The organism is Pseudaeromonas paramecii, from assembly GCF_039540575.1.
GTDB classification, from domain to species: Bacteria; Pseudomonadota; Gammaproteobacteria; order Enterobacterales; family Aeromonadaceae; genus Pseudaeromonas; species Pseudaeromonas paramecii.
In genome coordinates this window covers 290,425-311,905 of record NZ_BAABFC010000012.1, presented here as the reverse complement: position 1 = coordinate 311,905, position 21,481 = coordinate 290,425, and the positions used below count along the sequence as shown (strand labels likewise).

Below are 21,481 nucleotides of genomic sequence, written 5' to 3'. Positions count from 1 at the left end.
TCCCCGCCATGAGCGCCCGGTTATTGGCTAACTCGGGTCTGACTGACACTCACCCCTTTGATGAGGGTCACAGATTGACCGCCGCCACTGCGTACCACCTTAGGCGCCGGACAGGGTGGTGGCGTTACGGCCGCCAATTGCGGGGCGGCCGCCACCGGGGTTGGGTTGGGAGCCACATCCTCAGGGTTACGCAAGGCCAGCTGTATGGTGCCCCGGGTGGTCTCCGTCATCAGCTTCTCCGCCTCCTGCGGCGTCACTTCCAGGGTCACGGCGCGCACTATCACCGGCTTGTTGTCGGCAGTGCGGGCGGTCTGATCCACCGCCAGCACCCGGATGTTTTCCAGCACGGTCGTGGTCTTGACGTTGTTTTTGCCATCCAGCTCCACCGAGGCCAACACATCCACGTAATTGCCCGGCAGCAGGAATCCCGCCACCCCCACCACATCGTTGACCCGTATGGTCACCGCCCGCTTTTCCGGGGTGATCAGGCTGGCAAACAGGTTGCCCTCACCCGGCCTGGCCAGCCGTTCGGCCCGCAGGATTTCCGCCGGCAACAAATCCACCTGAGCGATCCGTCCTATGGCGTCCTCCAGGGTGCTGAAGCTGTTCTCCGGCTGCAGCGCCTTGGGCACAGTCAACAGGTGCACATGCTTGGACTCCACCTGGGTACCCAAGGGGATGAGCTGGGCGGCTACCACGACCGCCACCTGATCCCCTTGCGGGTTCACCGGCCCGCGCTGGCGCTTGAGCCAGCTGTCGGCCAACCAGAGGGCGCCGCCCCCCATGGCCAGCGAGACAACCAGCATGGCGATGACTTTACCCTTCATGATCCTTCCCTCCTTGTTCCTCCGTGCTGACGAAGTAGCTGCGCCATACCGCATCGAGCAGTTCGCTGGTCAGTCTGGGAGGGGCTTGCGTGAAGTTGATCTGATCCCGGCACAGGCCCACCAGATCCCGTGGGTGACAGGGCAACAGGGGCACGGCGCAGGCCTGGTGAAGATCCTTGAGCAGGTGCTGCAACAGGGGCTCATCCCACTGCACCTCATGGCGCTGGCATTGCTGCTGCCAAAGCTGGCGATAGTGCTCCGGGCTGATGGGCAGGAAGGGGATCTTGTAGCCGATGCGGCGCAAGAAGGCCTCGTCCACCAACTCGTGGGGCGGCAGGTTGGTGGAGAACACCAGTACCTGCTCAAACGGCACCTCAAAGTGCTTGCCGGAGGCCAGGGTCAGATAGTCGATCCGCTCCTCCATGGGCACGATCCAGCGGTTGAGGATGGCATCCACCGCCACCTTCTGCCGACCCAGATCGTCGATAAGAAACAGACCGTTATTGGCCTTGAGCTGCAAGGGGGCCCGGTAGGCATGCAAGCTGGCGTCGTAGTTCACATCCAGCATGTCGGTGGTGAGCTCTCCCCCTACCATCACCTCGGGCCGTTGGCACCACTGCCAGCGCGGATCCGCCCCCTCATCCAGTCGCAAAGAGGCCCCTTGTCCCAGCTGCAGCGGCCGGTGCACCAGGGGATCGAACACCGGCAGTACATGCTCGTCGATACACAGGGCATGGGGGATCAGCACCCCGGTGGCAAACAGCCGCACCAGGCGGCGGGAGACATAGGTCTTGCCGGTGCCAGGATGACCGTAGATGAAGATGGCCCGGCCGGAATTGAGGGCCGGGCCCAGTTGGTTGATCATCGCCGGGGTCAGCAGCACATCACTCATGCCGGCGGCGAAGCGCTCGGCGGTGACAAAATCGTGGCGGGCGCTCTGGCGCATCACCAGGGCCCGGTACTGAGTAAGGCTGACCGGTGCCGGCCCCAGATAGCCATCCCGCTGCCACTCGTACTGAGCCAGGGCCATGCCCTTGTGGGTCAGGCCGAAGCGCAGGCTCCGTTCGAAGCGGCCATCGGCCCGGGTCTCCAGCAGCGCCTCCCCCTTGAGCCCCTGCAACAGCTCCTCCACCAGGGAGCCCGACAGACACAGGCGAGACGACAAGGCCAGCTTGTCCAGTTCGGTGACCTGAGAGAGGTGTTTGATCAGCAGCATCTCCAGCACCCGGCGGGGGATGCCGGTGTCCGCCAGACTGCGGGGGCGTGGCGCCAGCTCGGCCGGGGGCGCCACCAGGGGCGGAAACAGGGCACAGGCTTCCTCGGCGATCGCCTCGTCATCAAGACTGCGGCCAGGTTCGCTCATCTGCGCCTCCTTGCCAGCCAGGGCCGGCCTCCCTGCCCCGGCCAACTGGCCGCGGCTATGTGTGTTAACCGTAGAACTGCTGGGCCAAGGCTGCCAGAAAGAGGGCGCCGCCAAAGGGCAGGCGCACCGTCTGAGCCTTGAACTCGGCCACAACGCCAGCGGGATGACGCCAGTGCCAGCATAGCCGCTGCAGCAGCCCGTGGCTGAGCAGCCAGAGCAGACTCAACACGCCGATAAATAACCAGCTGGCCAGCTGCAGCCAGATAAAGCCGGGCCAGCCCAGCACGGCGCCACAGGCGGCCAGCAACTTGGCATCGCCGGCCCCCAGCAGCCCCATGGCATAGCAGGGCAGGCTCAGGGCCAGTCCCAGCCCCAACCCCGCCAGGGCACTGGCCGGGCTGGGGCCGGTGAGCGGCACACCCGGCAGCTGCTGCAACAGGGCCAAACCCAGCAGGGCCAGCACCAGGGCATTGGGGATGCGCTGGGTCTGGATATCCACCAGGGCGCCGTAGCAGAGGGCGGCCAATAGCAGGATATTCATCTGAGCGTCATTGAATCTCAGCAATGATTCTGCGAATGGCATCTCCGACTGCCGTCCCCAAATCGGTAAATGCCGTCACCACCGCCAGGGCCACCAGGGTACCCGCCACCGCATATTCCACCGTGGTGAGCCCTTCTTCGTCCTGCCAGAAGGCACAGATCTTGTTTGCCAGCTTGTTCATAACCACCTCCACACACCCTTGGTTTATGCCCGGCAGGGGGCAAGCTCCTGTCGGCCGTCCTGGCCCGGTCGCCCGTTTGTGACGCCGACCCTAGATCAACCATAGCCAACAACCGGGTTGGTTAACCGATTGTTGCAAAAAAGTGATCCTCCTTGACAAATGACCAAGCTTGATATCATCAGGTGATTCTGCCGGGGGGAATGCTCTACAATGATTCGACCGAATCCGGTGGGTAATGGGCCTGAGGACAGGTGCTTAAGGAGTGGTAATGGGGAGAAAAGGGGCATGGCTAACCGGCCTGCTGCTCTGGGGACTGGGTCTGTCGGTGCTTGGCGCCGAAGGGCTGGATGAATACTGGCCCCTGAGCCAGTACCAGGCCATGCACCCGGAGCAGGCCCAGGCTACCCAGACCCTCAAGCGCCTGGTGCGCAACGCGCCACAGCCGGCCCGGCTACATCAGCAGGGACCGATGCGGATCGCCCTCATCAGCCCGGGCGGCCAGCTCTCCGACTACTGGCGTCGCAACCGTCTGGCCCTGGAGCGTCGCCTGACCCAGCTGGGGCTGGACTACCAGTTGCAAAGCTACGACAAGGCGCCGGAACAGGATGAGCGGCAGCAGACCCAGCAACTGGTAACCGCCCTGGCGGCGGATCCCGATTACCTTATCTACACGCTTGACGCTCAGTTTCAGCACAAGTACATAGCCCGGCTGCTCAGCCGTGGCCGGCCCAAGGTGATACTGCAAAACATCACCACCCCCCTCAAAGACTGGGAGGCGCGGCCCCCGCTGCTTTATGTCGGCTTTGACCATCAGCAAGGCAGCCGTCTGTTGGCCGACTTCTTTCGCCGCCAGGCGGCCGGGCGCCCCCATTTTGATTACGCCATGCTTTACCGTAGTCCTGGCTATGTGAGCACGGCCCGCGGCGATACCTTTATCGAGCAGATGCGGCCTCAGTCCAACAGTCAGCTGCGACTGGCCTTCTATACCCAGTCCGATCGCGCGTCGGCGCGCCAGGCGGCCTTATCGGCCCTGGAGCAGTATCCGGATCTGGATCTGCTGTTTGCCTGTGCCACCGACACCGCTCTGGGCGCCCTGGATGCCATCAAACAGAAGGGAAGACAGGGCAAGGTGCAGGTCAACGGCTGGGGCGGCGGATCCCAGGAGCTGGCGGCCCTGGCCCGCGGGGAACTGGCCGCCACCGTGATGCGCATCAACGACGATACCGGGGTGGCGGTCGCCGAAGCCATACAGCGGGATCTGCAGGGGCTGCCCCTGCCCCGGGTGTTTGCCGGGGATCTGGTGCTGGTCACCCCAGACACCCCCAAGACGGTGCTACAAGGCTTGCAGGCGCGCGCCTTTCGTTATTCGGACATGGAACAGGAGTAACAGATGCCGTCCTCCCGGCCGCCAACGCAACGCCCCCTCTCCAGTGTGCTGTTACTGGGGCTGACCGTGACCCTGCTGCTGGTCACCGCCATCCTGGTATTCCAGACCTATCGCTATGCTCGCCAGGCCATCGACACTCAGATGGAGCAGCGACTGGCCCAGGGTCACCATACGATGCAGCTGACCATGAACCATCATCTGACCCACCTGGCCCAGCAACTCGACAGTCTGGCCAGCCAGGTGGAAATCTCCTACGACCTGGGCACCCAATCCAGCTGGCGTCTGCCCCTGGAGCGGGAAGATGAACCCAAGAGTCTGGATTTCCTGTTCATCGCCCATCAGCAGACCCTCTACTGGCAGGATGCGGCCACCGATTTCTTCGTGCCGGCGGGTCAGCTCTCCAGCCTGATCGATCAGGCCGAGCAGCGCCATCGCTGGTATCTGGTGACGCTGCCGGATACCGAGTCGGCCCCGCTCATACTGCTGCTGCGCCAAGTCCCCCTGGTGGCCCCTCACACGGGTCAGGTCTTGGCCAGTCTATATGGCGCCCTGGTGCTTAACGACAACCTGGAGCTGCTGCAGGATCTGCAGCGGGAAGCCCAGCTGCAAGCCCTGAGTCTGGAGTACCAAGGCCTCCCCCTGCTCACCACCCAGCCTCAAGACAGCACCCTGGCCAAAGCGCTGAGCCAGCTGCCCGCCGGCACCGGCCTGCAAGCCGTGGGGAAGCACCTGCTGGCTGACCGGCAACCCCTGTGGCTGGATGGGACGCCCACCCCCTTGAGCCTGGTGGCGGTCGTTGAAAACCGTGCCACTCCCCGGCTGCAGGAACAGTATCTCCATGGCGCCGGTATCGTGCTGCTGCTGATCCTAGCAGCCAGCTGGATGCTGCTGCTGCACCTGCACCAATACACACTGCTGCCCCTGCGCCGCCTGGTGACCTGGAGCCGGGCGGTGAGTGCCGAGGATGAACCCCCGCCCTTTGTGCCTGGCCGCATCGCCGAATACAACGAGCTGGGGCAGGCACTGAGCCTGATGGTGCAACGGCAAAAAGAAAAAGAGCACTACTTTCAAGATCTGCTGGAGTTCGCCTTCTCCCCCATCATCGTCTGGAACGCCCGACTGCAGGTGCAGCAATGCAACGCCGCCGCCAGCCGGCTGATCGGCCTCACTGCCCAGCCCGGGGAGCCGGTATTCAAACTGTTCCCGGCAGAGGCCCAACCCGCCCTGGAGTCCAGTGTCCAGGGGCAGGTATGTGCCGGGGTCGAGCTGCAATATCCCAACGGACGCCTGCTGATCTGGAACATGGCGCCGGTACGCATCGGTGATCAGGTGACCGCCGTCATCGCTCAGGGGCTGGACGTCACGGCGCTCAAGCAGGCCCAGCGGGAGAGTCTGCTGGCCCGCCAGGCGGCGGAAGCGGCCACCCGCACCAAGTCGGAGTTCCTCGCCACAGTCACCCACGAGATCCGCACCCCGCTCAACGGCATTCTGGGCATGGCCCACCTGTTGCAAGACGGCCCCCTCACCGCCACGGCCCGGGAATACGCCCAGACCATAGAAGAGTCGGGCCAGGCGCTGCTGACCATCATCAACGACATACTGGACTTCTCCAAGATAGAGGCGGACAAGCTGACCCTCTGTCTGGAGCCCTTCCATCTGCCCCGGCTGCTGCAAGGGGTGATACGGCAGCTGGCCCCCCTGGCGGAGCAGAAACCGGGACTGCAGCTGGAGCTGCAGATGGCATCGGATTTGCCCGAATACCTGCTGGGGGATGCCGGGCGCCTGCGCCAGATCCTCATCAACCTGATCGGCAACGGCATCAAGTTTACCGAGCGAGGGCAGGTGCGATTGCATGCCCGGGTGCTGGAGCGGCAGAACCAACGCATTCGACTGGAGCTGACGGTCAGCGACAGCGGCATCGGCATTCCCCCCGAGGCCCAACGCAACCTGTTTCAGGCATTCGTCCAGGCAGACACCTCCACCACCCGGCGCTACGGTGGCACCGGCCTGGGGCTGGCCATCTGCAAGCGGTTGCTAGACATGATGGCGGGCAGCATACAGCTCACCAGCCGTCAGGGGATCGGCAGCTGCTTTACCGTACAGCTGCCGCTGCAACTGGCAAGCCCCCCAGCACCATCAGAGATCGGCGCCCCGCAGCTGGACGCGCCCCTGTCCGACAGTGGCGCCCCTCCGCCAGAGGGTGTGCCGTCGCAGCTATCGACCGCGCCGACGGCCGATGCCGGCACCGCAGAGACACGGCCAGATCTGGGTGAGCCCCACATCCTGCTGGTGGAAGACAACCGGGTGAACCAGCAGGTGGCCCTGCTGATGCTCAAGAAGCTGGGCTGCCGGGTGAGCCTAGCGGAAAACGGCGAGGTCGCCCTGCAAAAGACCCTGGACGAGACGTTTGACCTGGTGCTGATGGATTGTCAGATGCCGGTATTGAACGGCTACGATGCCACCCGGCGCATCCGCCTGAGCCAACCCCCTCAGGGTCGCCGTCTGCCCATCATCGCCATGACCGCCAACGACCAACCGGAGGAGCGGGCCAGGTGCCAGCAGGCGGGCATGGATGACTTCTTGGCCAAACCGTTCCGACGGGAAGATCTGGGCCAATGCCTGGCCCACTGGCTGGACAAGGCTTAGTCGGCGGGCGGCCCTCGCCGCACCAGCCGCACGGCATTGGCCAATTGGGGATCATCCTCCCCCGGCCAGCCGGTGGCAAAATCCACATACTGGCGGTCGCTACCGGCCACGCCACCCCCGTCATCACTCCAGAACCACAGGGCCTCGGTGTGGGGGAAGACCCGCAGATCTATGCTGGGTCGCAGACAGCCGGGGCGCACCAGACTCAGCAGCTCGGCCCGGGTAGGCAGCCGCCAGTTTTGGGCTTCTCCCCAGCCTTGCCGGTTCAGGCGATAGATCAGCTCCTGACTCTGGGGCCAGGTCAGGCGCTGCGCCTGGCCCTGAGCACAATCCGGCCCTGTCTGCCCCCAACTGCAGCGCTGCCACTCCAGGCCGGTCTGCTTGTCGCGCACCCTCTGCGCATCCAGTGGCTGCCAGCGGGCATCCACCACCTGCGGAGCCAGATCGGCTTGGCACACCTGCGCCGCCTGGGCGGCCGGCAGGCCGACGGCCAATAGCAGGATCCACCAGGCCCGTCGCCGCATCAGCCCCATCCGTTTCCCTCGCATCTCAACCCTCCTTAGTTCCGGGCATGCATTGCCCAACGAAAAACGGGCGATCCACAGGATCGCCCGCCACGGTGGCCAAGTTTATTCATCGCTGGGCAGAGCGGCCTGCATGACACCGAAGACATCCGTGTTATCCACGTAGTTGCCCTCGGTGTTGTGCCCCACCGTGCTGGCAAAGGTCGCATCCTGACCACGTACCCGGGCGTTGAACTCGTCACTGCCTTGACCGCGCGCCCACAGCCGCACCAGCTCATTGGTGTGGTTGCCACTCCAGAAGCGCACCGCCGGCAGGGCCTCGGCACCGTTAAAGGTCAGGCTCTGGTAGGGCACGCTGTCGGAGTCCAGCCCCAGAGGCAGGGCGTTGCCGTGGTCTGTGGTGACGATGAGCAGGGTCTCGTCCCAGCTGCTGTTGGCCGCCACCCACTCTTCCACCGCTTGCAGGGCCTGGTTGAAGTCCACCTGCTCCTCCACCATGCGATCCGCCTGGTTGGCATGGGCCGCCCAATCCACGGCGCCGCCTTCCACCATCAGGAAGAAGCCAGACTCATTTTTGCCCAGGTAATTGAGTGCGCCCTGGGTCAGGGTGGGCAGATCCGGCACTGTGGCGATCTTCTTCACGCCGCTGGGCTGGCTGGCATCGGCCCCCAGCACGCTGGCCTCCCGGCCCTGTTGCAGGGTCCAGCGAACCTTGGGGATGCCCACCAGGGGACCCGTCACGCTCAGACTACCATTGGCCAGGGCCTCGAAGCTGGCCTTGCTCTCAATCAGGGTCCAGGGGGTGCTGGAGCCACTCGGGATCAGCTCGCCGGCCTTGAGGGAGGTCCACTCAGTCTCCCCAATGGTGTCGTAGGGGGTATAGCAGGCATAGGTGGCGGCACACTCGTCGTCACTCAAGGCGCTCATGTCGCTACCATTGCCGTCATAGCCCGGGTTGCCGGTGCCCATCAGCAGATCCAGGTTGCCGTTGGTCAGCATGTCCCGGGCGATATCGGTCATGTTCTTGCGGCTGAGGTTTTGGGCGGCAAAGGCAGCGGGGGTGGCGTGGGACAGCTGAACCGAGGTCACCACACCGGTGGCCTTGCCAGCCTGCTTGGCCAGTTGGGTGATGTAGGCCAGCGGCTGACCCAGGTTGTCGTAGTTGATGGCGTTGTTGTAGGTCTTGTGGCCGGTGGCCAGGGCCGTGCCGGCGGCAGCCGAGTCGGTATAGTTGGACTTCAGATACTGATAGCCGGCGATGGCGGTCTGGTAGCTGTCGCTCTCGTCCACGGTGGCGGCACTCTCATCCCAGGCCTTGGCGGCATCGTAGCTGAGGCCATCGCCGTTGACGTCATTGGTGGGCTTGCTGCTGGTGGTCAGCGGGTAGGTGGTCATCCCCAGACGCACCTCCATGTCGGCATAGGCCGGCAAGGCATTGGCAGTGACGCCAGCCTGCCATTCGGCCCCCATCTCCCAGGTGTTCCAGCTGGCCCCATCACTGATCATCAGTATGATGTTTTTGGGCTTACTGCTGCTGCGCGCTGCCGTGGTGTCGTTGTCGCTGTCATTGCAGGCCGACAGGGTCATGACCGCCAGCACGGCGGCGGCAACCAGGGCGGGCTTCTTATATTTTTCCTTGTAGATCAACATAGTAAGCATCTCCATGCTTGTGCAAAGTGCCTAGACGGTAAGCCGCGCTGATGACAATCCCATGATGATTGCAAGGCAATTTATGGATTCAAATGATACATATTTTTTCTTACTTTTATTCCCAGGTCGTTTTGTGACCCCGCTCGGGTTGCCAACCCTGCAATCTACCAATGACACGCGCGACCGGTATGCTGACCGACCAAACATGCCCATCCCCCATGAGACAGACCGACCATGCGCCTTCTTCTTCCCCTCACGCTCCTGCTGCTGGGCAGTTGTGCCAGTGCCCCGCCAACCGCCCCAGAGACATTGTCCAGCTCGGCGCTCCCTTCACAGGATCTGAGCCCTGTGGCCCAGCAGATCCCGGCCCGAACCCTGCCTACCGACTGGGCCCGGGGCGCCGTGTTCATGGAGATCTATGTGCGGGGCTTTCAGGACAGCAACGGCGATGGCATCGGAGACTTTCGGGGTCTCATCAGCCGGCTGGACTACCTGCAAGACCTGGGAATACAGGGCCTGTGGCTGATGCCGGTAAACCAGAGTAAGGACAGGGATCACGGCTACGGCGTGGTGAATTACCGGGACGTGGAGGCCGACTACGGCAGCCGGGCCGACTTCCAGGCCCTGCTGGAGGCGGCCCACGCCCGGGGCATGGGCATCATCATGGATTACGTCATCAACCACAGCTCGGATGCCAACCCGCTGTTTGCCGACGCCAAGGCCAATCGCAACGGCAAGCGCGACTGGTATATCTGGGCCGAGCGGGATCCCTACTGGGTCAACTGGGCTCGCCAGCCCAGCTGGCATAGAACGCAAGTGGGCAGAGGTGACTACTACTACGGCGTCTTCTGGGTCGACATGCCCGACTTCAACCTGCGCAATCCCCAGGTGCTGGCCTTCCACCACGACAACCTGCGCTACTGGATGAACCAGGGGGTGGATGGCTTCCGTATCGATGCAGTAGGCCAGCTCATTGAGAACGGCCCCCAAGCCTACGAGTCCCAACCGGAAAACAAACCCATCCTCAAGGATCTGCAGACCCTGGTACACAGCTACCCGGGCAACTTCATGGTGTGCGAGGAGCCGACCGATCCGGTAGGTGCCGCCGGCAGAGATGCCTGTGGCTCATCCTTTGCCTTTGGCTTCAACCGACAGGTACGTGCGTCGGTAAAACATGGCAAGGTGACCAAGCACTTGAGTGAGATACTGCAGCAGTATCCACTCGCCGATATGGGACTGGTACTGGGCAGTCATGACAGCTATGCCGGCGAGCGGCTGATGGTGGACTTGGCCGGTGACGAGGCCGCCTACCGGCTGGCGGCGGCCACCCAGCTGACCCTGCCGGGTCAGCCGTTTATCTATTACGGCGAGGAGATCGGCATGGGCACCAGCCGGGGCAACGCCGGCGACTGGGGATTGCGGGCCCCCATGAGCTGGCAGGCCGATGGCGGCTTCAGCACCGTCACGCCGTTCCGGGCGCCAGCCGACAACCAGGCCGACTATAACGCGGCAGATCAGCAGGCCGAACCCGACTCACTCTGGCATCACTATCAGCAGCTGATCGCCCTGCGCAAGGCGCATCCGGCCCTGCGCCTGGGGGATTTGCAGCTGCTGGCCGAGGGACCTGTGCTGGCCTACCTGCGTCAATCAGGGGACGAACGTGTGCTGGTGGTGCTCAACTACAGCCGCCAGGCCCAGGCCCTCAGCCTGCCCCTCAAGAGCGAAGCGCCGCAACGCCTGCTGGGCCAGGGTACGCTGAATGCGGGCCAGACCCTGCAGCTGAGGCTGCCAGCCCAGGGGTTGGCCATCTACCGGCTGTAAGCCGCCTCCAGTGACACCCGCGGGCGCCGCTTGCCGTGCCCGCGGGTCTTGCCGTCCTGGCCTCAGGGCGCCACCAAGGCACGGTTTTCCACGCGATCCAGCTCCTCTGCGGTAATGAAGCGAGCCGGGATCAGTTGGTGATCCTCCACCCGCTTGCCCCGCAAATAATCCACCAGCCGCTGCACCGCCAGATAGCCCAGCTGCCGGGGTTGCTGGACCATGACGCCATACAGACGCCCATCCCGGATCGCCTGAGCCAGTTGAGGATCCAGGTCGAACCCGATATGCAGCGGCGCCGGGGTGGGCCCCAGATCCCGCAACACCGCCGCCACCGCCAAGCTGGTGGACTCATTCACCGAGAAGACACCGTCAAAGCGTCCGGCCTCGCGCAGGAAACGGAGCAAGACGCTGCGCGCCTCCCCGACGCCCAGCCCCAGATAGGGGGAATAGGTGAGCTGCAGCCCCGCCTCCCGCGCGCCGCGGGCAAACCCCAGCTCCCTGGCATCCGTGCTGGGGATGCCGGACTTGAGCCGCACCAGCAGCACCCGGCCTTGGCGGCCCAGGGCCTGCGCCATGCGGTGGGCGGCCAGCTCGCCGGCCGCGCCGTTGTTGGTCGCCACCACCGCCACCCGCTCGCCGGGCAGATCCCGGTCCAGATACAAGGTGGCGATGCCCTGTTTGCGCAGCAAGGACACATGGGCCTCGCGCGCCGCTGAGCTGGGGGCGATGACCAGCCCCTGGCAGCCCATGGCCACCAGGCGATTGATGGCCTCCCGCTGGGTGGCGTCCTCCTCATCCATGGGCAGCAAGGCATGCACCTTGACCCCCAGATCCTGGCCGGCCAGCTGGGCCCCCATCACCACCTCGCTCCAGAAGCGTTTACCACCGCTTCCGGCCACCAGGCCGACACACTCGGCCAGCACGGCACCGCTGCACCACCACAGCAGCAAGCCGCAGCAAAGCCCGTATCGCCGGATCCACCCCATAGCACCCCCTTCGGCCAGTTGCTGGGCTAAGTGTAATGCACAGACAGCAACGCCAGCCAAAGCCGGTGGCAACCGGGTCTATAGTTAGCAAAGGGTGTCACCCGCAACAGCCCTGCAGAAGGGGGGAACTATGGCAACCATCATGGTCATCGGCGCCGGCCTCGGCGGCCTCTCCGCCGCCTACGAACTCAAGGCCGCCCTGGGGCAAGCCCATCGCGTGCTCCTCGTCAGCGACAAACCCAGCTTCGACTTCACCCCCTCCAATCCCTGGGTGGCGGTGGCCTGGCGCAAGCGAGAGCAGGTCTCCCTGCCCATCGCCCCCCAGGTAGCCAAAAAGGGCATCGACTTCATACCCCAAGGACTGATCCGGCTGGATCCCCAGGCCCGCAAGGTGACCCTGGCCGATGGCAGTGAACACGGCTACGACTACCTGGTGCTGTGCACCGGCCCCGAGCTGGCCTTCGACGAGCTGCCCGGCGCCGGGCCGGAGGCCGGCAGCAGCAGCGTCTGCACCCTGCCCCATGCCGAGGACTGCCAGGCCAGGGTAGCGCAGCTGCTGGCCCAGCCCGGCCCCGTGGTGGTGGGGGCCCTGCCCGGCGCCTCCTGCTTCGGCCCAGCCTATGAATATGCCTTCATCCTCGACAAGCACCTGCGGGATCACAAGCTGCGCAAGGCCGTCCCCCTCACCTTCGTCACCAGTGAGCCCTATATCGGCCACCTGGGACTGGGCGGGGTCGGCGACTCCAAGGGGCTGCTGGAGAAGGCCCTGCGGGAGCGGGACATCCCCTGGATCTGCAACGCCAAGACCCGGGCATTGCAGGACGGCCAGGTGCTGGTGGACGAGCTGGATGACCTGGGGCAACTCAAGCGCCAGCATGCCCTGCCCTATCGTCATGCCATGCTGCTGCCGGCCTTTCGCGGCATAACCCCCCTGCGGGGCATCGAGGGCCTGGTGAATCCCAGGGGCTTCGTGCTGGTGGACGCCCAGCAGCGCAACCCCACCTACCCCAATATCTATGCCGCCGGGGTCTGCATCGCCATAGCACCGCCGGTGGCCACCCCGGTCCCCACCGGCGTGCCCAAGACCGGCTACATGATCGAGTCCATGGTGCGGGCCATCACCCTCAACATCCAGGCCGAGCTGCAGGGGCAGACACCCCAGGCCAAAGCCAGCTGGAACGCCATCTGCCTGGCGGACATGGGCAACACGGGCGCCGCCTTCGTGGCCATCCCCCAGCTGCCACCGCGCAACGTTGCCTGGTTTGCCGAGGGCAAGTGGGTCCATCTGGCCAAGGTGGCCTTCGAGAAATACTTCCTGCGCAAGATGCAGCAGGGCGAGACCGAGCCGCTGTATGAGCGGCTGGTGCTCAAGTACCTGGGCATCGACAAACTGGAGCAAGCGGCTGACCGGACGGATAAAACTTCGCTATAGTGGCGGCTCAGCCACGACCGCCCCAAGGAGGCGCCATGTTTTCCCTGAGCCGTTTTTCCGCCCTGCCCGGCGCCATGCTGGTGAGCCTGGTGAACACCCAGCTGCGGGATCATTTCGCGGATCTGGCGGATCTGTGCCGCTACCACGACATCCAGGCCAGCGAGCTGGAAGCCAAGCTGGCCGAGGACGGCTTTGTCTATCAGGCCGAGCTCAGGCAGTTTCGCGAGGCGTAAAAACGCGGGGGCCTAGAGCCCCCGCTGTTGCATCCGCCGCAGGAACTCCGTCATCACCCGCTCGTAGATCAGATCCCCCATCAGGTGGTCTTCCACCCCGCGATCTATGTTGGGATTGTCGTTGATCTCGATGACGTAGGCCTTGTTGCCCTTCTGCTTGATGTCCACGCCGTACAGGCCATCGCCAATCAGGGCGGCCGCCTTCAGGGCCGTCTCCCGCACGCAGCGCGGCACCGCCAGCACATCCAGGGTCTCCCAACCGCCGGCGTTGAAGTTGCCCCCCGCCTGGTGCTGGTAGATCTGCCAGTGGCCCCGGCTCATGTAGTACTTGCAGGCAAACAGCGGCTGGCGATCCAGCACGCCGATCCGCCAGTCGAACTCGGTATACATGAACTCCTGGGCCAGGATCAGGGAGGAACTTTGCATCATCTCCCGGGCCTTCTCCTCCAGTGCCTCCAGGCTGTCCACCTTGTGCACCCCGCGGGAGAAGGAGCCGTCCGGCAGCTTGAGCACGCAGGGCAGCCCCAGGGCCGCCACCGTCTTGGCGGCCCAGTCGGCCTCACCGGCACGGATCACCCGGGTCTTGGGGGTGGGCACCTTGTGCTTCTCCAGCAGTTCCGCCAGATAGACCTTGTTGGTGCAATACATGATGGAGGCAGGATCGTCGATCACCACCAGCCCCAGCTTCTCCGCCCGCCGGGCAAACTGATAGGTGTAGTTGTCGATGTTGGTGGTGGCGCGGATAAACAGGGCGTCATATTCCCCCAGCCGGCCCATCTGCTCCTTGTCGATGAGATCCACCTTGATGCCCAGCCGCTGACCGGCGCGGATGAAGCGCTTGATGGCCATCAAATTGGAGGGCGGCAGCTGCTCCTCCCGGTCGATGAGGATGGCCAGGTCGTAGCGATACTTGCGATGGGGGCTGCTCTGACGCCAGATCTTGCGGGAGAAGCGCTCCAGGGCGGCGGCGAAGCTGTCCTGCTGGCCATTTTCCAGCTGCTGGAAGGGATAGGGGGCCACGCCGGCCACCTGCCAGCCCTGGCGCTGGTGGCGAAAGGTCACCTGCATCACCGGCAAGGGGTATTGCTCGAACAGGGCGCGGGCCAGCTTCTGCAACGCGGGCACCTCGCTCTGGCCAAAGTAGAACAGCTGGGTGACTGTACCTTGCGGGCTGCCGGCGAAGGCCTGATCCAGCGCCTCGTTCATGCCTCCCAGCACCATCAATTGGAATTCTTTGCTGGAGAGTTCATTGATGGTGCGCAGGGTAGGCAAGATGCGGTGACCACGGGCTTCGGCCAGCAGGGTGCAGTAGTAGCCCAGGCTTTGATAATCGTAGTTGCGGCACAAATTGATGACTTGGGTGTTGCGGGCGGCGGCGTCGCTGCGATGGTCGAGGTAGTCGCCCACGCTAACGACGCTTTCCGAGGGGAAGTAGGCAGCCCAATCCGTTTTTTCTTCGGTCACGATAAGAAACTTGGCCATAGAGACTCCAAGTTGACTAGCAAGGATATCCGGCGCGGCACACAGCAGGGGAGGTCGGATACGATCCGGGTAAGACGAGTCTGTGCAGATAAGAAAGGAGTTAGGTGCAACAGGCTGGTGGCCCGCCGAAATGCTATGCCTGTCACACTTTACCCGTCAAGCACTTGGGCCTATGATTCGACTCGTTTGGGTTGCCCTGTGCGCCCGCCTTGCCCCCGCCTTGCCACCACAGCCCGGACAGACGACGCCAGCCATCCCCCTTCCCCCATGGGGACTTCATCGGGAATCGTTGGGAGACGTTATGATCCGCGATGCGCAACTGGAGGATCTGCCGGCCCTGTTGGCCCTGGAGCAGACCGCCTTCCCTGGCGACCGGCTCTCCAGCCGCCAGTTCCGCCGTTTCATCAAGAGCGACAACAGCCGCACCCTGGTGCTGCAACACGACGGCCAGCTGGCCGGCTACGCCCTGGTGCTGTTTCACCACAGGACCCACCTGGCCCGACTCTACTCCCTGGCCATCGTCCCCGCATTGCGTGGCCAGGGGCTGGCCGGCCACTTGATGGAGGCCTGCGAGCAGGAGGCACTGGCGCGCGGCTACCTGACCCTGCGCCTGGAGGTGCGGGAGGACAATGCCGGCGCCCGGGCCCTGTACCGCAAGCGGGGCTACCGCCCCATCCGCCTGCTGGCCCACTACTACGACGATGCCGCCGACGGCATCCGGCTGGAGAAGCGCCTGCAGCCGGGCAAACCCACCAGCCTGCTGCCGGTGCCCTACTACGCTCAGACCCTGCCCTTCACCTGCGGCCCCGCCAGCCTGCTGATGGCCCGCAGCGCCCTCACCCCGGGCTTTGTGCCCAGCCGGCGCGAGGAGGTGCAGATCTGGCGCGAGGCCACCACCGTCTTCATGACCACGGGCCACGGCGGCTGCTCCGCCCTGGGGTTGGCCCTGGCGGCCCATCGCCGCGACCTCACGCCCCGCCTGTGGGTCAGCCAGACCCAGACCCCCTTCCTGCGCGGGGTGCGCAGCGACAGCAAGCGACAGGTGATGGAGCTGGTGCAGGCGGACTTTACCCAGCAGGCCGCCGAAGCGGATCTGGACATCCGGCTGGGCCGCGCCAGCCTGGAGGAGCTGGGCCAGGAGCTGGCCGCCGGTCATCCTGTGCTGGTGCTCATCAGCACCTGGCGGCTCACCGGTGACAAGGCCCCCCACTGGGTGGTGCTGGTGGGGCTGGATGAGCAGTTTGTCTTCTTCCACGACCCGGACGTGGACAGCAGCCGGGATCGGCTGGCCTCCGCCATCCAGGTGCCGGTGCGGCGGGACGACTTCGCCGCCATGATGCAGTATGGCCAGGAGCGTTTCAGCGCCGCCCTGGCGCTGAGCGGCCGATAAAGAACGACGCCGGGCAAGCCCGGCGTCGTTTCACTAGATACAGCCAACCGTTCGCCTAAGCGCTTACCGGCTTGACCGCCGGCTTGGCTACCGCCTCACCGGCCAGCCCCCGGTAGATGAGCGCGCCCAAGGCGCCGCCAATCAGGGGCGCCACCCAGAACAGCCACAGCTGGGCGGTAGCCCAATCCCCCACGTACAGCGCCACGCCGGTACTGCGGGCCGGGTTCACCGAAGTGTTGGTCACCGGAATGGAGATGAGGTGGATCAGGGTCAGGCACAGGCCGATGGCGATAGGCGCGAAGCCCTGCGGCGCCCGGCTGTCGGTGGCCCCCATGATCACCAGCAGGAACATGGCGGTCATCACCACCTCACACACCAGGGCAGACATCAGGCTGTAACCACCCGGGGAGTGCTCACCATAGCCGTTGGAGGCAAAGCCGGCCGCCAGATCGAAACCGGCCTGGCCACTGGCAATCAGGTACAGCACACCGCCGGCCGCCAGGCCGCCCAGCACCTGGGCCACCACATAGGGCACCACCTCCTTGGCCGGGAAGCGGCCGCCGACGCACAGCCCCAGGGTCACCGCCGGATTGAGGTGACAGCCCGAGATGTGGCCGATGGCAAATGCCATGGTCAGCACCGTCAGGCCGAAGGCCAGGGAGACCCCCAAGAGGCCGATCCCCACCTCGGGAAACGCCGCCGCCAGCACGGCGCTGCCGCAACCGCCCAACACCAGCCAGAAGGTTCCAAAAAATTCTGCTCCGTATGCTCTCATCGTGGTTTCCTTTTACCTTGCTTGAACAGAAAACCCGTGCCAAACCACGGCAACCACCGGGCGGACGGCCTGTGACACCACAGGCAGCCAGGCTCACAACTAGCACCAAGTGAAACTCAGGCTGAGTCTGAGGATACGCCTCTGCCCTGACAGATAAAAGACACCCGCATTAACGCGGCCAGCGATCCTGTTGCAACACCACGCGATACCCATCCAGATCCTCGAAGGTGCGGCCACGCTGATCCCAGTAGGGGTTATAGGAGGGGACGGCCAGGAAGTCGGCCGCCAGCAGGGCCGCACAGGCACTCTGCCATTGGACGGGGTCGGGCAGGTAGAACACCAGCAGGTGATCCTGGGTCGGGGCCCGGCCCACCTTGTGGCCACGCTGATGGGTAAACTCCAGATGATAGGGCTGGTGCGGATGGCCCAGCATGATGCCGTCAAAGCCCTGATGATCGGCAAAGGCCCCCAGCCGGACAAACCCCAGACCGTCACAATACTGGGCCGCCAGGGCGCTGAGTTGGTCGGTGGGACGGGCGATACGCAAGATGGCGTCAGAGGGGATCATGGCGGCCTCCTGATAAAACCCCATGATGCGCCTGCGACGGACAAGATCAAGTAGCGCACAAGGACGGCCGTCAGCCCGCCACGGGCAAAATCTCAGCGCGACCGTTCGCCGGCACCAGACCATCGAAGCCACCGTGGTGCAGCAGCTCCCGGATGAGCAGCAGCCGACTGGCAAACTGCCGATCCGCCGGTAAGCCCAGCTGACTGGCCGGTTGGCCCCAGGCCAGGGCGGCCAGGCGATGGAAGAGTCCCTCTACCGCCTCCGTACTCAGGGGCACTGTGGTCACCGGGCTCACCGCCAGCAGGGCCTGCCACAGATCCGGCGGCAGGGCCAGCAGGCCCCCGGCCGCCGGCGGCAGCCGGGGCATCAGCTCATCCTCGATAAAGGCGATGGCCAGCTCCAGCTGACCCTCGCTGGCCGGCTCATCCTTAAGCCAGGCGGCAATACTCGACCAGGAGAGCTGCAACCGCTCCTCATCCCCCTGCAGCAGGCGCAGGGAATCCCCCTGGCTCACCAGGCAGGCACGATAGACAGGGATAGGTGACATGCCGATCTCCTTTGACCCGCTGACAAGAGGCCGGCGCGGGTCCCTGACCCGCACCGGCCCCAGGGATCAGCCCTTGAGCTTGGCGGCCACGGCGGCCACCCGGGCACCGTAGCGGGTGGCGGTTTCCAGATCCCCTGCCGGTATCACGTCGGCACCGGCATCGGAGGGGGATTGCACCAGCAGGCCCACAGAGCCCCCCAGGTTGTTCACGTCCTGACGGGTGGCGGCCTGGGTGTTGGCCGGCGGCAGCCCCAGGCTGACCCAGAGACCGCCGTGTTGGGAGGCCAGGGTCTGCAGGTAGATCAGGGTCACCTGCTTGTCACCGTTCAGGCTGGCGCTGTTGGTGAAGCCACCGAACACCTTGTCCTTCCAGCCGCCGGTGAACCACACCTTGGAGGTGGCATCGGCAAACTTCTTGAACTGCCAGGGTACGCCGCCCATGTAGGTGGGCGCGCCGAAGATGATGGCATCGGCCGCATCCAGCAGGGCGAAGTCCGCCTCGCTCACCTCACCCTCGGCACTCACCGCCACCAGGCTGGCCTCGGCGCCCTTGGCCACATACTCGGCCACCCGCTGGGTGTGACCATAACCGGAGAAATACACCACCACTGTCTTAGCCATAACCTACCTCGTCATTCTGTGCGTGTTTGAACATGGATTGCCGTGGAGGGTAGCCCCATTCGAGTTCAAGGCCACCCTGACGGGCATGGTATCCAGCGGAAACTAGGTTTACAATGAGTGGCGAAAAAGTGCCTTGGTTACCTGGAGGATACCGTGTCAGACCTTCCCGCCTATGACGTCTACAGCCGTGACTGCCCGGCCCGCCTGTTCTTCGATCGCCTGGCCGAACGCTGGGTACTGCTCATCATCAACCTGCTGCGCCAGGGCGGCCCCCTGCGCTTTAGCGAGATCAAGCGACGGGTCAACGGCATCTCCCAGAAGGTGCTGTCGCAAAAGCTCAAGCAACTGGAACGGGATGGCCTCATCGCCCGCACCCTCTACCCCGAGGTGCCGGTGCGGGTGGAGTACCACCTCACCGCGTTGGGGGGCTCCTTTGCCGACACCATAGAGCAGGTGGGGCAATGGGCGGAGCAGAACGTGGAGCGAATGCTGGCCGCCCAGACCCAGTACGATGCCCAGCTGCCGGAAGCGCCCCGCCCCACCGGACTGCGCTACATCCGCCCGGCGCAAGACTAGCCGCCCTCAGGCCGAGACGCCCGGCCCGCCGGCAAAGTAGCGCCGCTGCAGATCCTGGCGCGCCTCTTCCTTCAACCGGCTGATGAAGGTGGCCTCGGCCACCGACAGCCCCTGGCTGCGGCTCACCAGATAGATGTCCACCATCGGCAGGTTCTGGTAGGGCGGCAGGGGCCAGAGATCGCCGTTGGCCACGAAGGGGGCGGCACCGGAGACGGTAAGCACGCCAAAGCCCACCCCCGCCAGGATCAGCCGCCGCACCTCCTCGTCATTGGGCGACACGCCGATGAGATTGCCCCACAGGCCATGCTCCTGCCGTAGCCGGGTGATGGACTGCAGCCCCTGGCTGGGCTGCTCGCTTTCAAACGACACATAGGCAAAGCCCTGCAGCTGCTCCAGGGTCAGCTCCTCCTGGCCATACAGGGGGTGGGCCCGGCCGCAGTAGAACGCCATCTGCTCGTGACCCAGCAGCTGGAAGTCTACCCCCGCCTGGGGACGCTGCATGGTGCACAGGCCGAAGCCCAGCCCTCCGGCGGCCACCGCGGCGATGATCTCGGCGCTGGGCAGCACGCTCAGGTTATAGGTCACCTGGGGATAGCGCTGATGGAAGGCCCCCAGGGTGCGATCCAGCGCCGGCAGGTGCAGGTGACTGGCCACCGCCAGATCCAGCTGGCCCCGCAGCTCGGGGGCCGCCGCGGCAAAGTGCCCCGCCAGCTGACGCAGGATGCGGTGCACCGCCGCCGCATCCTCATACAGGCGCCGCCCCTGGTAGGTGAGGGCGAAGGCCCCCTTGCGCCGCAGCAGCAGCCGGGCTCCCAGCTGCTCCTCCAGCCGCTTGAGACCGTTGCTGACGCTGGGCTGACTGAGGTTCAGCCGCTGGGCCGCCGCCGTGATCCCCTCCTCCTCCACTATGGTGAAAAACAGGAACAAGAGGTTCCAGTCCAGGTTGCGCAACAGACGCTCCGCCGCCGCATTGGGTTCCATCGATTCCGCTCTCCGCTCAACAGGCGCCCCATGACACCCATAGCATTTGACTATGAATATCATACTAACAATTCATTTGAGAAATATATGGTACCGCCGGACACTGGCCTCATCCCGAGCCCAAGGCTCGCCATCACCCCAAGGAAGGCCCCATGTCCCTCAAGCTTACCGGCACCCTGACCCTCGCCCTGTTGGCTGGCCTCGCCAGCGGCTCCCTGTCTGCCAAGGAGTGGAAGACCATCCGCATCGGCACCGAAGGCGCCTATGCCCCCTTCAACTTCATCGATGCCAACGGCCAGGTGCAGGGTTTCGACATCGAGATCGGCAAGGCGCTGTGCGCCCAGCTGCAGGCCCAGTGTGAATTCATCACCCAGGACTGGGACGGCATCATACCGGCGCTGCAGGCCGGCAAGTACGACGTCATCCTGGCCTCCATGTTCATCACCGAGGAGCGCAAGAAGCAGGTGGCCTTCACCGATCCCTACTACAAGGCCGCCATGACCTTCGTGGCCCCCAAGGAGGCGGATGTGCAGGACATCTCCCCCGCCGCCTTGGCCGGCAAGGTGATCGGCGCCCAGGCGGGCACCACCCAGGCGGAGTACCTGACCCAGCTGTATGGCAAGTCGGACGTGCGCCTCTACCCCACCCAGGAGGCGGTGAACCTGGATCTGGCCTCCGGCCGGCTGGATCTGCAGATGGGCGACGCCCTGCCGCTGCTGATGTGGACCCGCACCACCGACGACGGCAAGTGCTGCCAGACCGTGGGTGAGATGGTGACGGATCCCAAGTACGTGGGGGACGGCGTGGGCATGGCGGTGCGCCTGAGCGACGACGATCTGCGCCAACAGCTGAACCAGGCCCTGGCGGCCATCATAGCCGACGGCACCTATCAGAAGATTAACGCCCAGTACTTCCCCATCAACATCTACACCATGAAGTAAGGCCGCAGG

Annotated in this window: 21 protein-coding genes; 8 read left to right on the top strand and 13 right to left on the bottom strand. The window is 64.7% G+C overall.

The annotated features are described in order from the left end of the window. Positions 1-20 precede the first annotated feature (20 nt). From cpaB to ABD847_RS10070, 4 genes are all read right to left on the bottom strand, one after another. Complete coding sequence (cpaB, locus tag ABD847_RS10085) at positions 21-827, bottom strand: Flp pilus assembly protein CpaB (protein WP_345012567.1); 807 nt, start codon at positions 825-827, stop codon at positions 21-23. Then, complete coding sequence (locus ABD847_RS10080) at positions 817-2,190, bottom strand: P-loop NTPase family protein (RefSeq protein WP_345012565.1); 1,374 nt, start codon at positions 2,188-2,190, stop codon at positions 817-819. Before ABD847_RS10080 ends, cpaB begins: the two co-directional genes overlap by 11 nt. A 64-nt stretch (positions 2,191-2,254) precedes the next feature. Beyond that, positions 2,255-2,731, bottom strand: a complete 477-nt coding sequence (locus ABD847_RS10075; RefSeq protein ID WP_345012563.1) for a prepilin peptidase — start codon at positions 2,729-2,731, stop codon at positions 2,255-2,257. A 7-nt stretch (positions 2,732-2,738) separates the two neighbouring features. Then, positions 2,739-2,912, bottom strand: coding sequence for a Flp family type IVb pilin (locus ABD847_RS10070; RefSeq protein ID WP_345012561.1), 174 nt, complete (start codon positions 2,910-2,912; stop codon positions 2,739-2,741). Between the two features lie 268 nt (positions 2,913-3,180). Here ABD847_RS10070 and ABD847_RS10065 point away from each other — a divergent pair, with 268 nt between their 5' ends. Beyond that, positions 3,181-4,299, top strand: coding sequence for a substrate-binding domain-containing protein (locus ABD847_RS10065; protein WP_345012560.1), 1,119 nt, complete (start codon positions 3,181-3,183; stop codon positions 4,297-4,299). A gap of 3 nt (positions 4,300-4,302) precedes the next feature. Further along, on the top strand, positions 4,303-6,945 hold the full coding sequence (locus ABD847_RS10060; RefSeq protein WP_345012558.1) for a LuxQ periplasmic sensor domain-containing protein: 2,643 nt from the start codon (positions 4,303-4,305) through the stop codon (positions 6,943-6,945). Here ABD847_RS10060 and ABD847_RS10055 read toward each other — a convergent pair. Both ABD847_RS10055 and ABD847_RS10050 read right to left on the bottom strand, forming a co-directional pair. Further along, positions 6,942-7,493, bottom strand: coding sequence for an Lcl C-terminal domain-containing protein (locus ABD847_RS10055; protein ID WP_345012556.1), 552 nt, complete (start codon positions 7,491-7,493; stop codon positions 6,942-6,944). The genes ABD847_RS10060 and ABD847_RS10055 overlap by 4 nt on opposite strands. 81 nt (positions 7,494-7,574) lie before the next feature. Next, positions 7,575-9,119, bottom strand: coding sequence for an alkaline phosphatase (locus ABD847_RS10050; protein ID WP_345012554.1), 1,545 nt, complete (start codon positions 9,117-9,119; stop codon positions 7,575-7,577). 234 nt (positions 9,120-9,353) lie between these two features. On the opposite strand from ABD847_RS10050, the gene ABD847_RS10045 reads away from it, so the two are divergent. Continuing rightward, positions 9,354-10,940, top strand: coding sequence for an alpha-amylase family glycosyl hydrolase (locus ABD847_RS10045; protein ID WP_345012552.1), 1,587 nt, complete (start codon positions 9,354-9,356; stop codon positions 10,938-10,940). A 62-nt stretch (positions 10,941-11,002) separates the two neighbouring features. Here ABD847_RS10045 and ABD847_RS10040 read toward each other — a convergent pair whose 3' ends face one another. Next, the gene (locus tag ABD847_RS10040; RefSeq protein ID WP_345012550.1) at positions 11,003-11,926 is read right to left on the bottom strand and encodes a substrate-binding domain-containing protein; all 924 of its coding nucleotides are present in this window, start codon (positions 11,924-11,926) and stop codon (positions 11,003-11,005) included. A 130-nt stretch (positions 11,927-12,056) separates the two neighbouring features. Here ABD847_RS10040 and ABD847_RS10035 point away from each other — a divergent pair, with 130 nt between their 5' ends. Together ABD847_RS10035 and ABD847_RS10030 are read left to right on the top strand one after the other, a co-directional pair. Next, on the top strand, positions 12,057-13,358 hold the full coding sequence (locus ABD847_RS10035) for an NAD(P)/FAD-dependent oxidoreductase (RefSeq protein WP_345012548.1): 1,302 nt from the start codon (positions 12,057-12,059) through the stop codon (positions 13,356-13,358). A 35-nt stretch (positions 13,359-13,393) separates the two neighbouring features. Then, positions 13,394-13,591 carry a DUF4250 domain-containing protein gene (locus tag ABD847_RS10030; RefSeq protein ID WP_345012546.1) on the top strand — a complete coding sequence of 66 codons (198 nt, stop codon included), beginning with the start codon at positions 13,394-13,396 and terminating at the stop codon, positions 13,589-13,591. Between the two features lie 12 nt (positions 13,592-13,603). On the opposite strand, the gene ABD847_RS10025 is transcribed toward ABD847_RS10030, so the two are convergent. Continuing rightward, a complete protein-coding gene (locus ABD847_RS10025; protein ID WP_345012544.1) occupies positions 13,604-15,073 on the bottom strand; it encodes a RimK family protein in 1,470 nt (489 codons plus the stop codon). A 301-nt stretch (positions 15,074-15,374) separates the two neighbouring features. Between ABD847_RS10025 and ABD847_RS10020 the strand changes: the two genes are divergently transcribed. Further along, entirely contained in the window at positions 15,375-16,463 is a 1,089-nt protein-coding gene (locus tag ABD847_RS10020; protein WP_345012542.1) for a peptidase C39 family protein, read from the top strand. A 55-nt stretch (positions 16,464-16,518) separates the two neighbouring features. Here ABD847_RS10020 and aqpZ read toward each other — a convergent pair whose 3' ends face one another. From aqpZ to ABD847_RS10000, 4 genes are all read right to left on the bottom strand, one after another. Further along, positions 16,519-17,238: an aquaporin Z gene (aqpZ, locus tag ABD847_RS10015; protein ID WP_345012540.1), complete on the bottom strand. Its 720-nt coding sequence runs from the start codon at positions 17,236-17,238 to the stop codon at positions 16,519-16,521. A 169-nt stretch (positions 17,239-17,407) separates the two neighbouring features. Next, positions 17,408-17,806, bottom strand: a complete 399-nt coding sequence (locus tag ABD847_RS10010; RefSeq protein WP_345012538.1) for a VOC family protein — start codon at positions 17,804-17,806, stop codon at positions 17,408-17,410. Positions 17,807-17,876: 70 nt separating this feature from the next. Beyond that, positions 17,877-18,353 (bottom strand): hypothetical protein, encoded by a 477-nt coding sequence (locus ABD847_RS10005; RefSeq protein WP_345012536.1) that lies wholly within the window; start codon positions 18,351-18,353, stop codon positions 17,877-17,879. A gap of 66 nt (positions 18,354-18,419) precedes the next feature. Further along, a complete protein-coding gene (locus tag ABD847_RS10000) occupies positions 18,420-18,974 on the bottom strand; it encodes a flavodoxin family protein (protein WP_345012534.1) in 555 nt (184 codons plus the stop codon). A gap of 153 nt (positions 18,975-19,127) precedes the next feature. Here ABD847_RS10000 and ABD847_RS09995 point away from each other — a divergent pair, with 153 nt between their 5' ends. Further along, entirely contained in the window at positions 19,128-19,550 is a 423-nt protein-coding gene (locus ABD847_RS09995) for a winged helix-turn-helix transcriptional regulator (protein ID WP_345012532.1), read from the top strand. Between the two features lie 6 nt (positions 19,551-19,556). On the opposite strand, the gene ABD847_RS09990 is transcribed toward ABD847_RS09995, so the two are convergent. Beyond that, positions 19,557-20,531: a LysR family transcriptional regulator gene (locus ABD847_RS09990; protein WP_345012530.1), complete on the bottom strand. Its 975-nt coding sequence runs from the start codon at positions 20,529-20,531 to the stop codon at positions 19,557-19,559. A 152-nt stretch (positions 20,532-20,683) separates the two neighbouring features. Here ABD847_RS09990 and ABD847_RS09985 point away from each other — a divergent pair, with 152 nt between their 5' ends. Continuing rightward, a complete protein-coding gene (locus tag ABD847_RS09985) occupies positions 20,684-21,472 on the top strand; it encodes an ABC transporter substrate-binding protein (protein ID WP_345012528.1) in 789 nt (262 codons plus the stop codon). Positions 21,473-21,481 lie beyond the last annotated feature (9 nt).

Bases quoted from the DNA above. Each gene is read 5' to 3' on its own strand.
- ABD847_RS10010 (WP_345012538.1), bottom strand. From the start codon at position 17,806: ATGATCCCCTCTGACGCCATCTTGCGTATCGCCCGTCCCACCGACCAA.
- ABD847_RS10035 (WP_345012548.1), top strand. From the start codon at position 12,057: ATGGCAACCATCATGGTCATCGGCGCCGGCCTCGGCGGCCTCTCCGCC.
- ABD847_RS10030 (WP_345012546.1), top strand. From the start codon at position 13,394: ATGTTTTCCCTGAGCCGTTTTTCCGCCCTGCCCGGCGCCATGCTGGTG.
- aqpZ (WP_345012540.1), bottom strand. From the start codon at position 17,238: ATGAGAGCATACGGAGCAGAATTTTTTGGAACCTTCTGGCTGGTGTTG.
- ABD847_RS10070 (WP_345012561.1), bottom strand. From the start codon at position 2,912: ATGAACAAGCTGGCAAACAAGATCTGTGCCTTCTGGCAGGACGAAGAA.
- ABD847_RS10025 (WP_345012544.1), bottom strand. From the start codon at position 15,073: ATGGCCAAGTTTCTTATCGTGACCGAAGAAAAAACGGATTGGGCTGCC.
- ABD847_RS10045 (WP_345012552.1), top strand. From the start codon at position 9,354: ATGCGCCTTCTTCTTCCCCTCACGCTCCTGCTGCTGGGCAGTTGTGCC.
- ABD847_RS10075 (WP_345012563.1), bottom strand. From the start codon at position 2,731: ATGAATATCCTGCTATTGGCCGCCCTCTGCTACGGCGCCCTGGTGGAT.
- cpaB (WP_345012567.1), bottom strand. From the start codon at position 827: ATGAAGGGTAAAGTCATCGCCATGCTGGTTGTCTCGCTGGCCATGGGG.
- ABD847_RS10080 (WP_345012565.1), bottom strand. From the start codon at position 2,190: ATGAGCGAACCTGGCCGCAGTCTTGATGACGAGGCGATCGCCGAGGAA.
- ABD847_RS10055 (WP_345012556.1), bottom strand. From the start codon at position 7,493: ATGCGAGGGAAACGGATGGGGCTGATGCGGCGACGGGCCTGGTGGATC.
- ABD847_RS10005 (WP_345012536.1), bottom strand. From the start codon at position 18,353: ATGTCACCTATCCCTGTCTATCGTGCCTGCCTGGTGAGCCAGGGGGAT.
- ABD847_RS10020 (WP_345012542.1), top strand. From the start codon at position 15,375: ATGATCCGCGATGCGCAACTGGAGGATCTGCCGGCCCTGTTGGCCCTG.
- ABD847_RS10000 (WP_345012534.1), bottom strand. From the start codon at position 18,974: ATGGCTAAGACAGTGGTGGTGTATTTCTCCGGTTATGGTCACACCCAG.
- ABD847_RS10040 (WP_345012550.1), bottom strand. From the start codon at position 11,926: ATGGGGTGGATCCGGCGATACGGGCTTTGCTGCGGCTTGCTGCTGTGG.
- ABD847_RS10060 (WP_345012558.1), top strand. From the start codon at position 4,303: ATGCCGTCCTCCCGGCCGCCAACGCAACGCCCCCTCTCCAGTGTGCTG.
- ABD847_RS09990 (WP_345012530.1), bottom strand. From the start codon at position 20,531: ATGGAACCCAATGCGGCGGCGGAGCGTCTGTTGCGCAACCTGGACTGG.
- ABD847_RS10050 (WP_345012554.1), bottom strand. From the start codon at position 9,119: ATGTTGATCTACAAGGAAAAATATAAGAAGCCCGCCCTGGTTGCCGCC.
- ABD847_RS10065 (WP_345012560.1), top strand. From the start codon at position 3,181: ATGGGGAGAAAAGGGGCATGGCTAACCGGCCTGCTGCTCTGGGGACTG.
- ABD847_RS09985 (WP_345012528.1), top strand. From the start codon at position 20,684: ATGTCCCTCAAGCTTACCGGCACCCTGACCCTCGCCCTGTTGGCTGGC.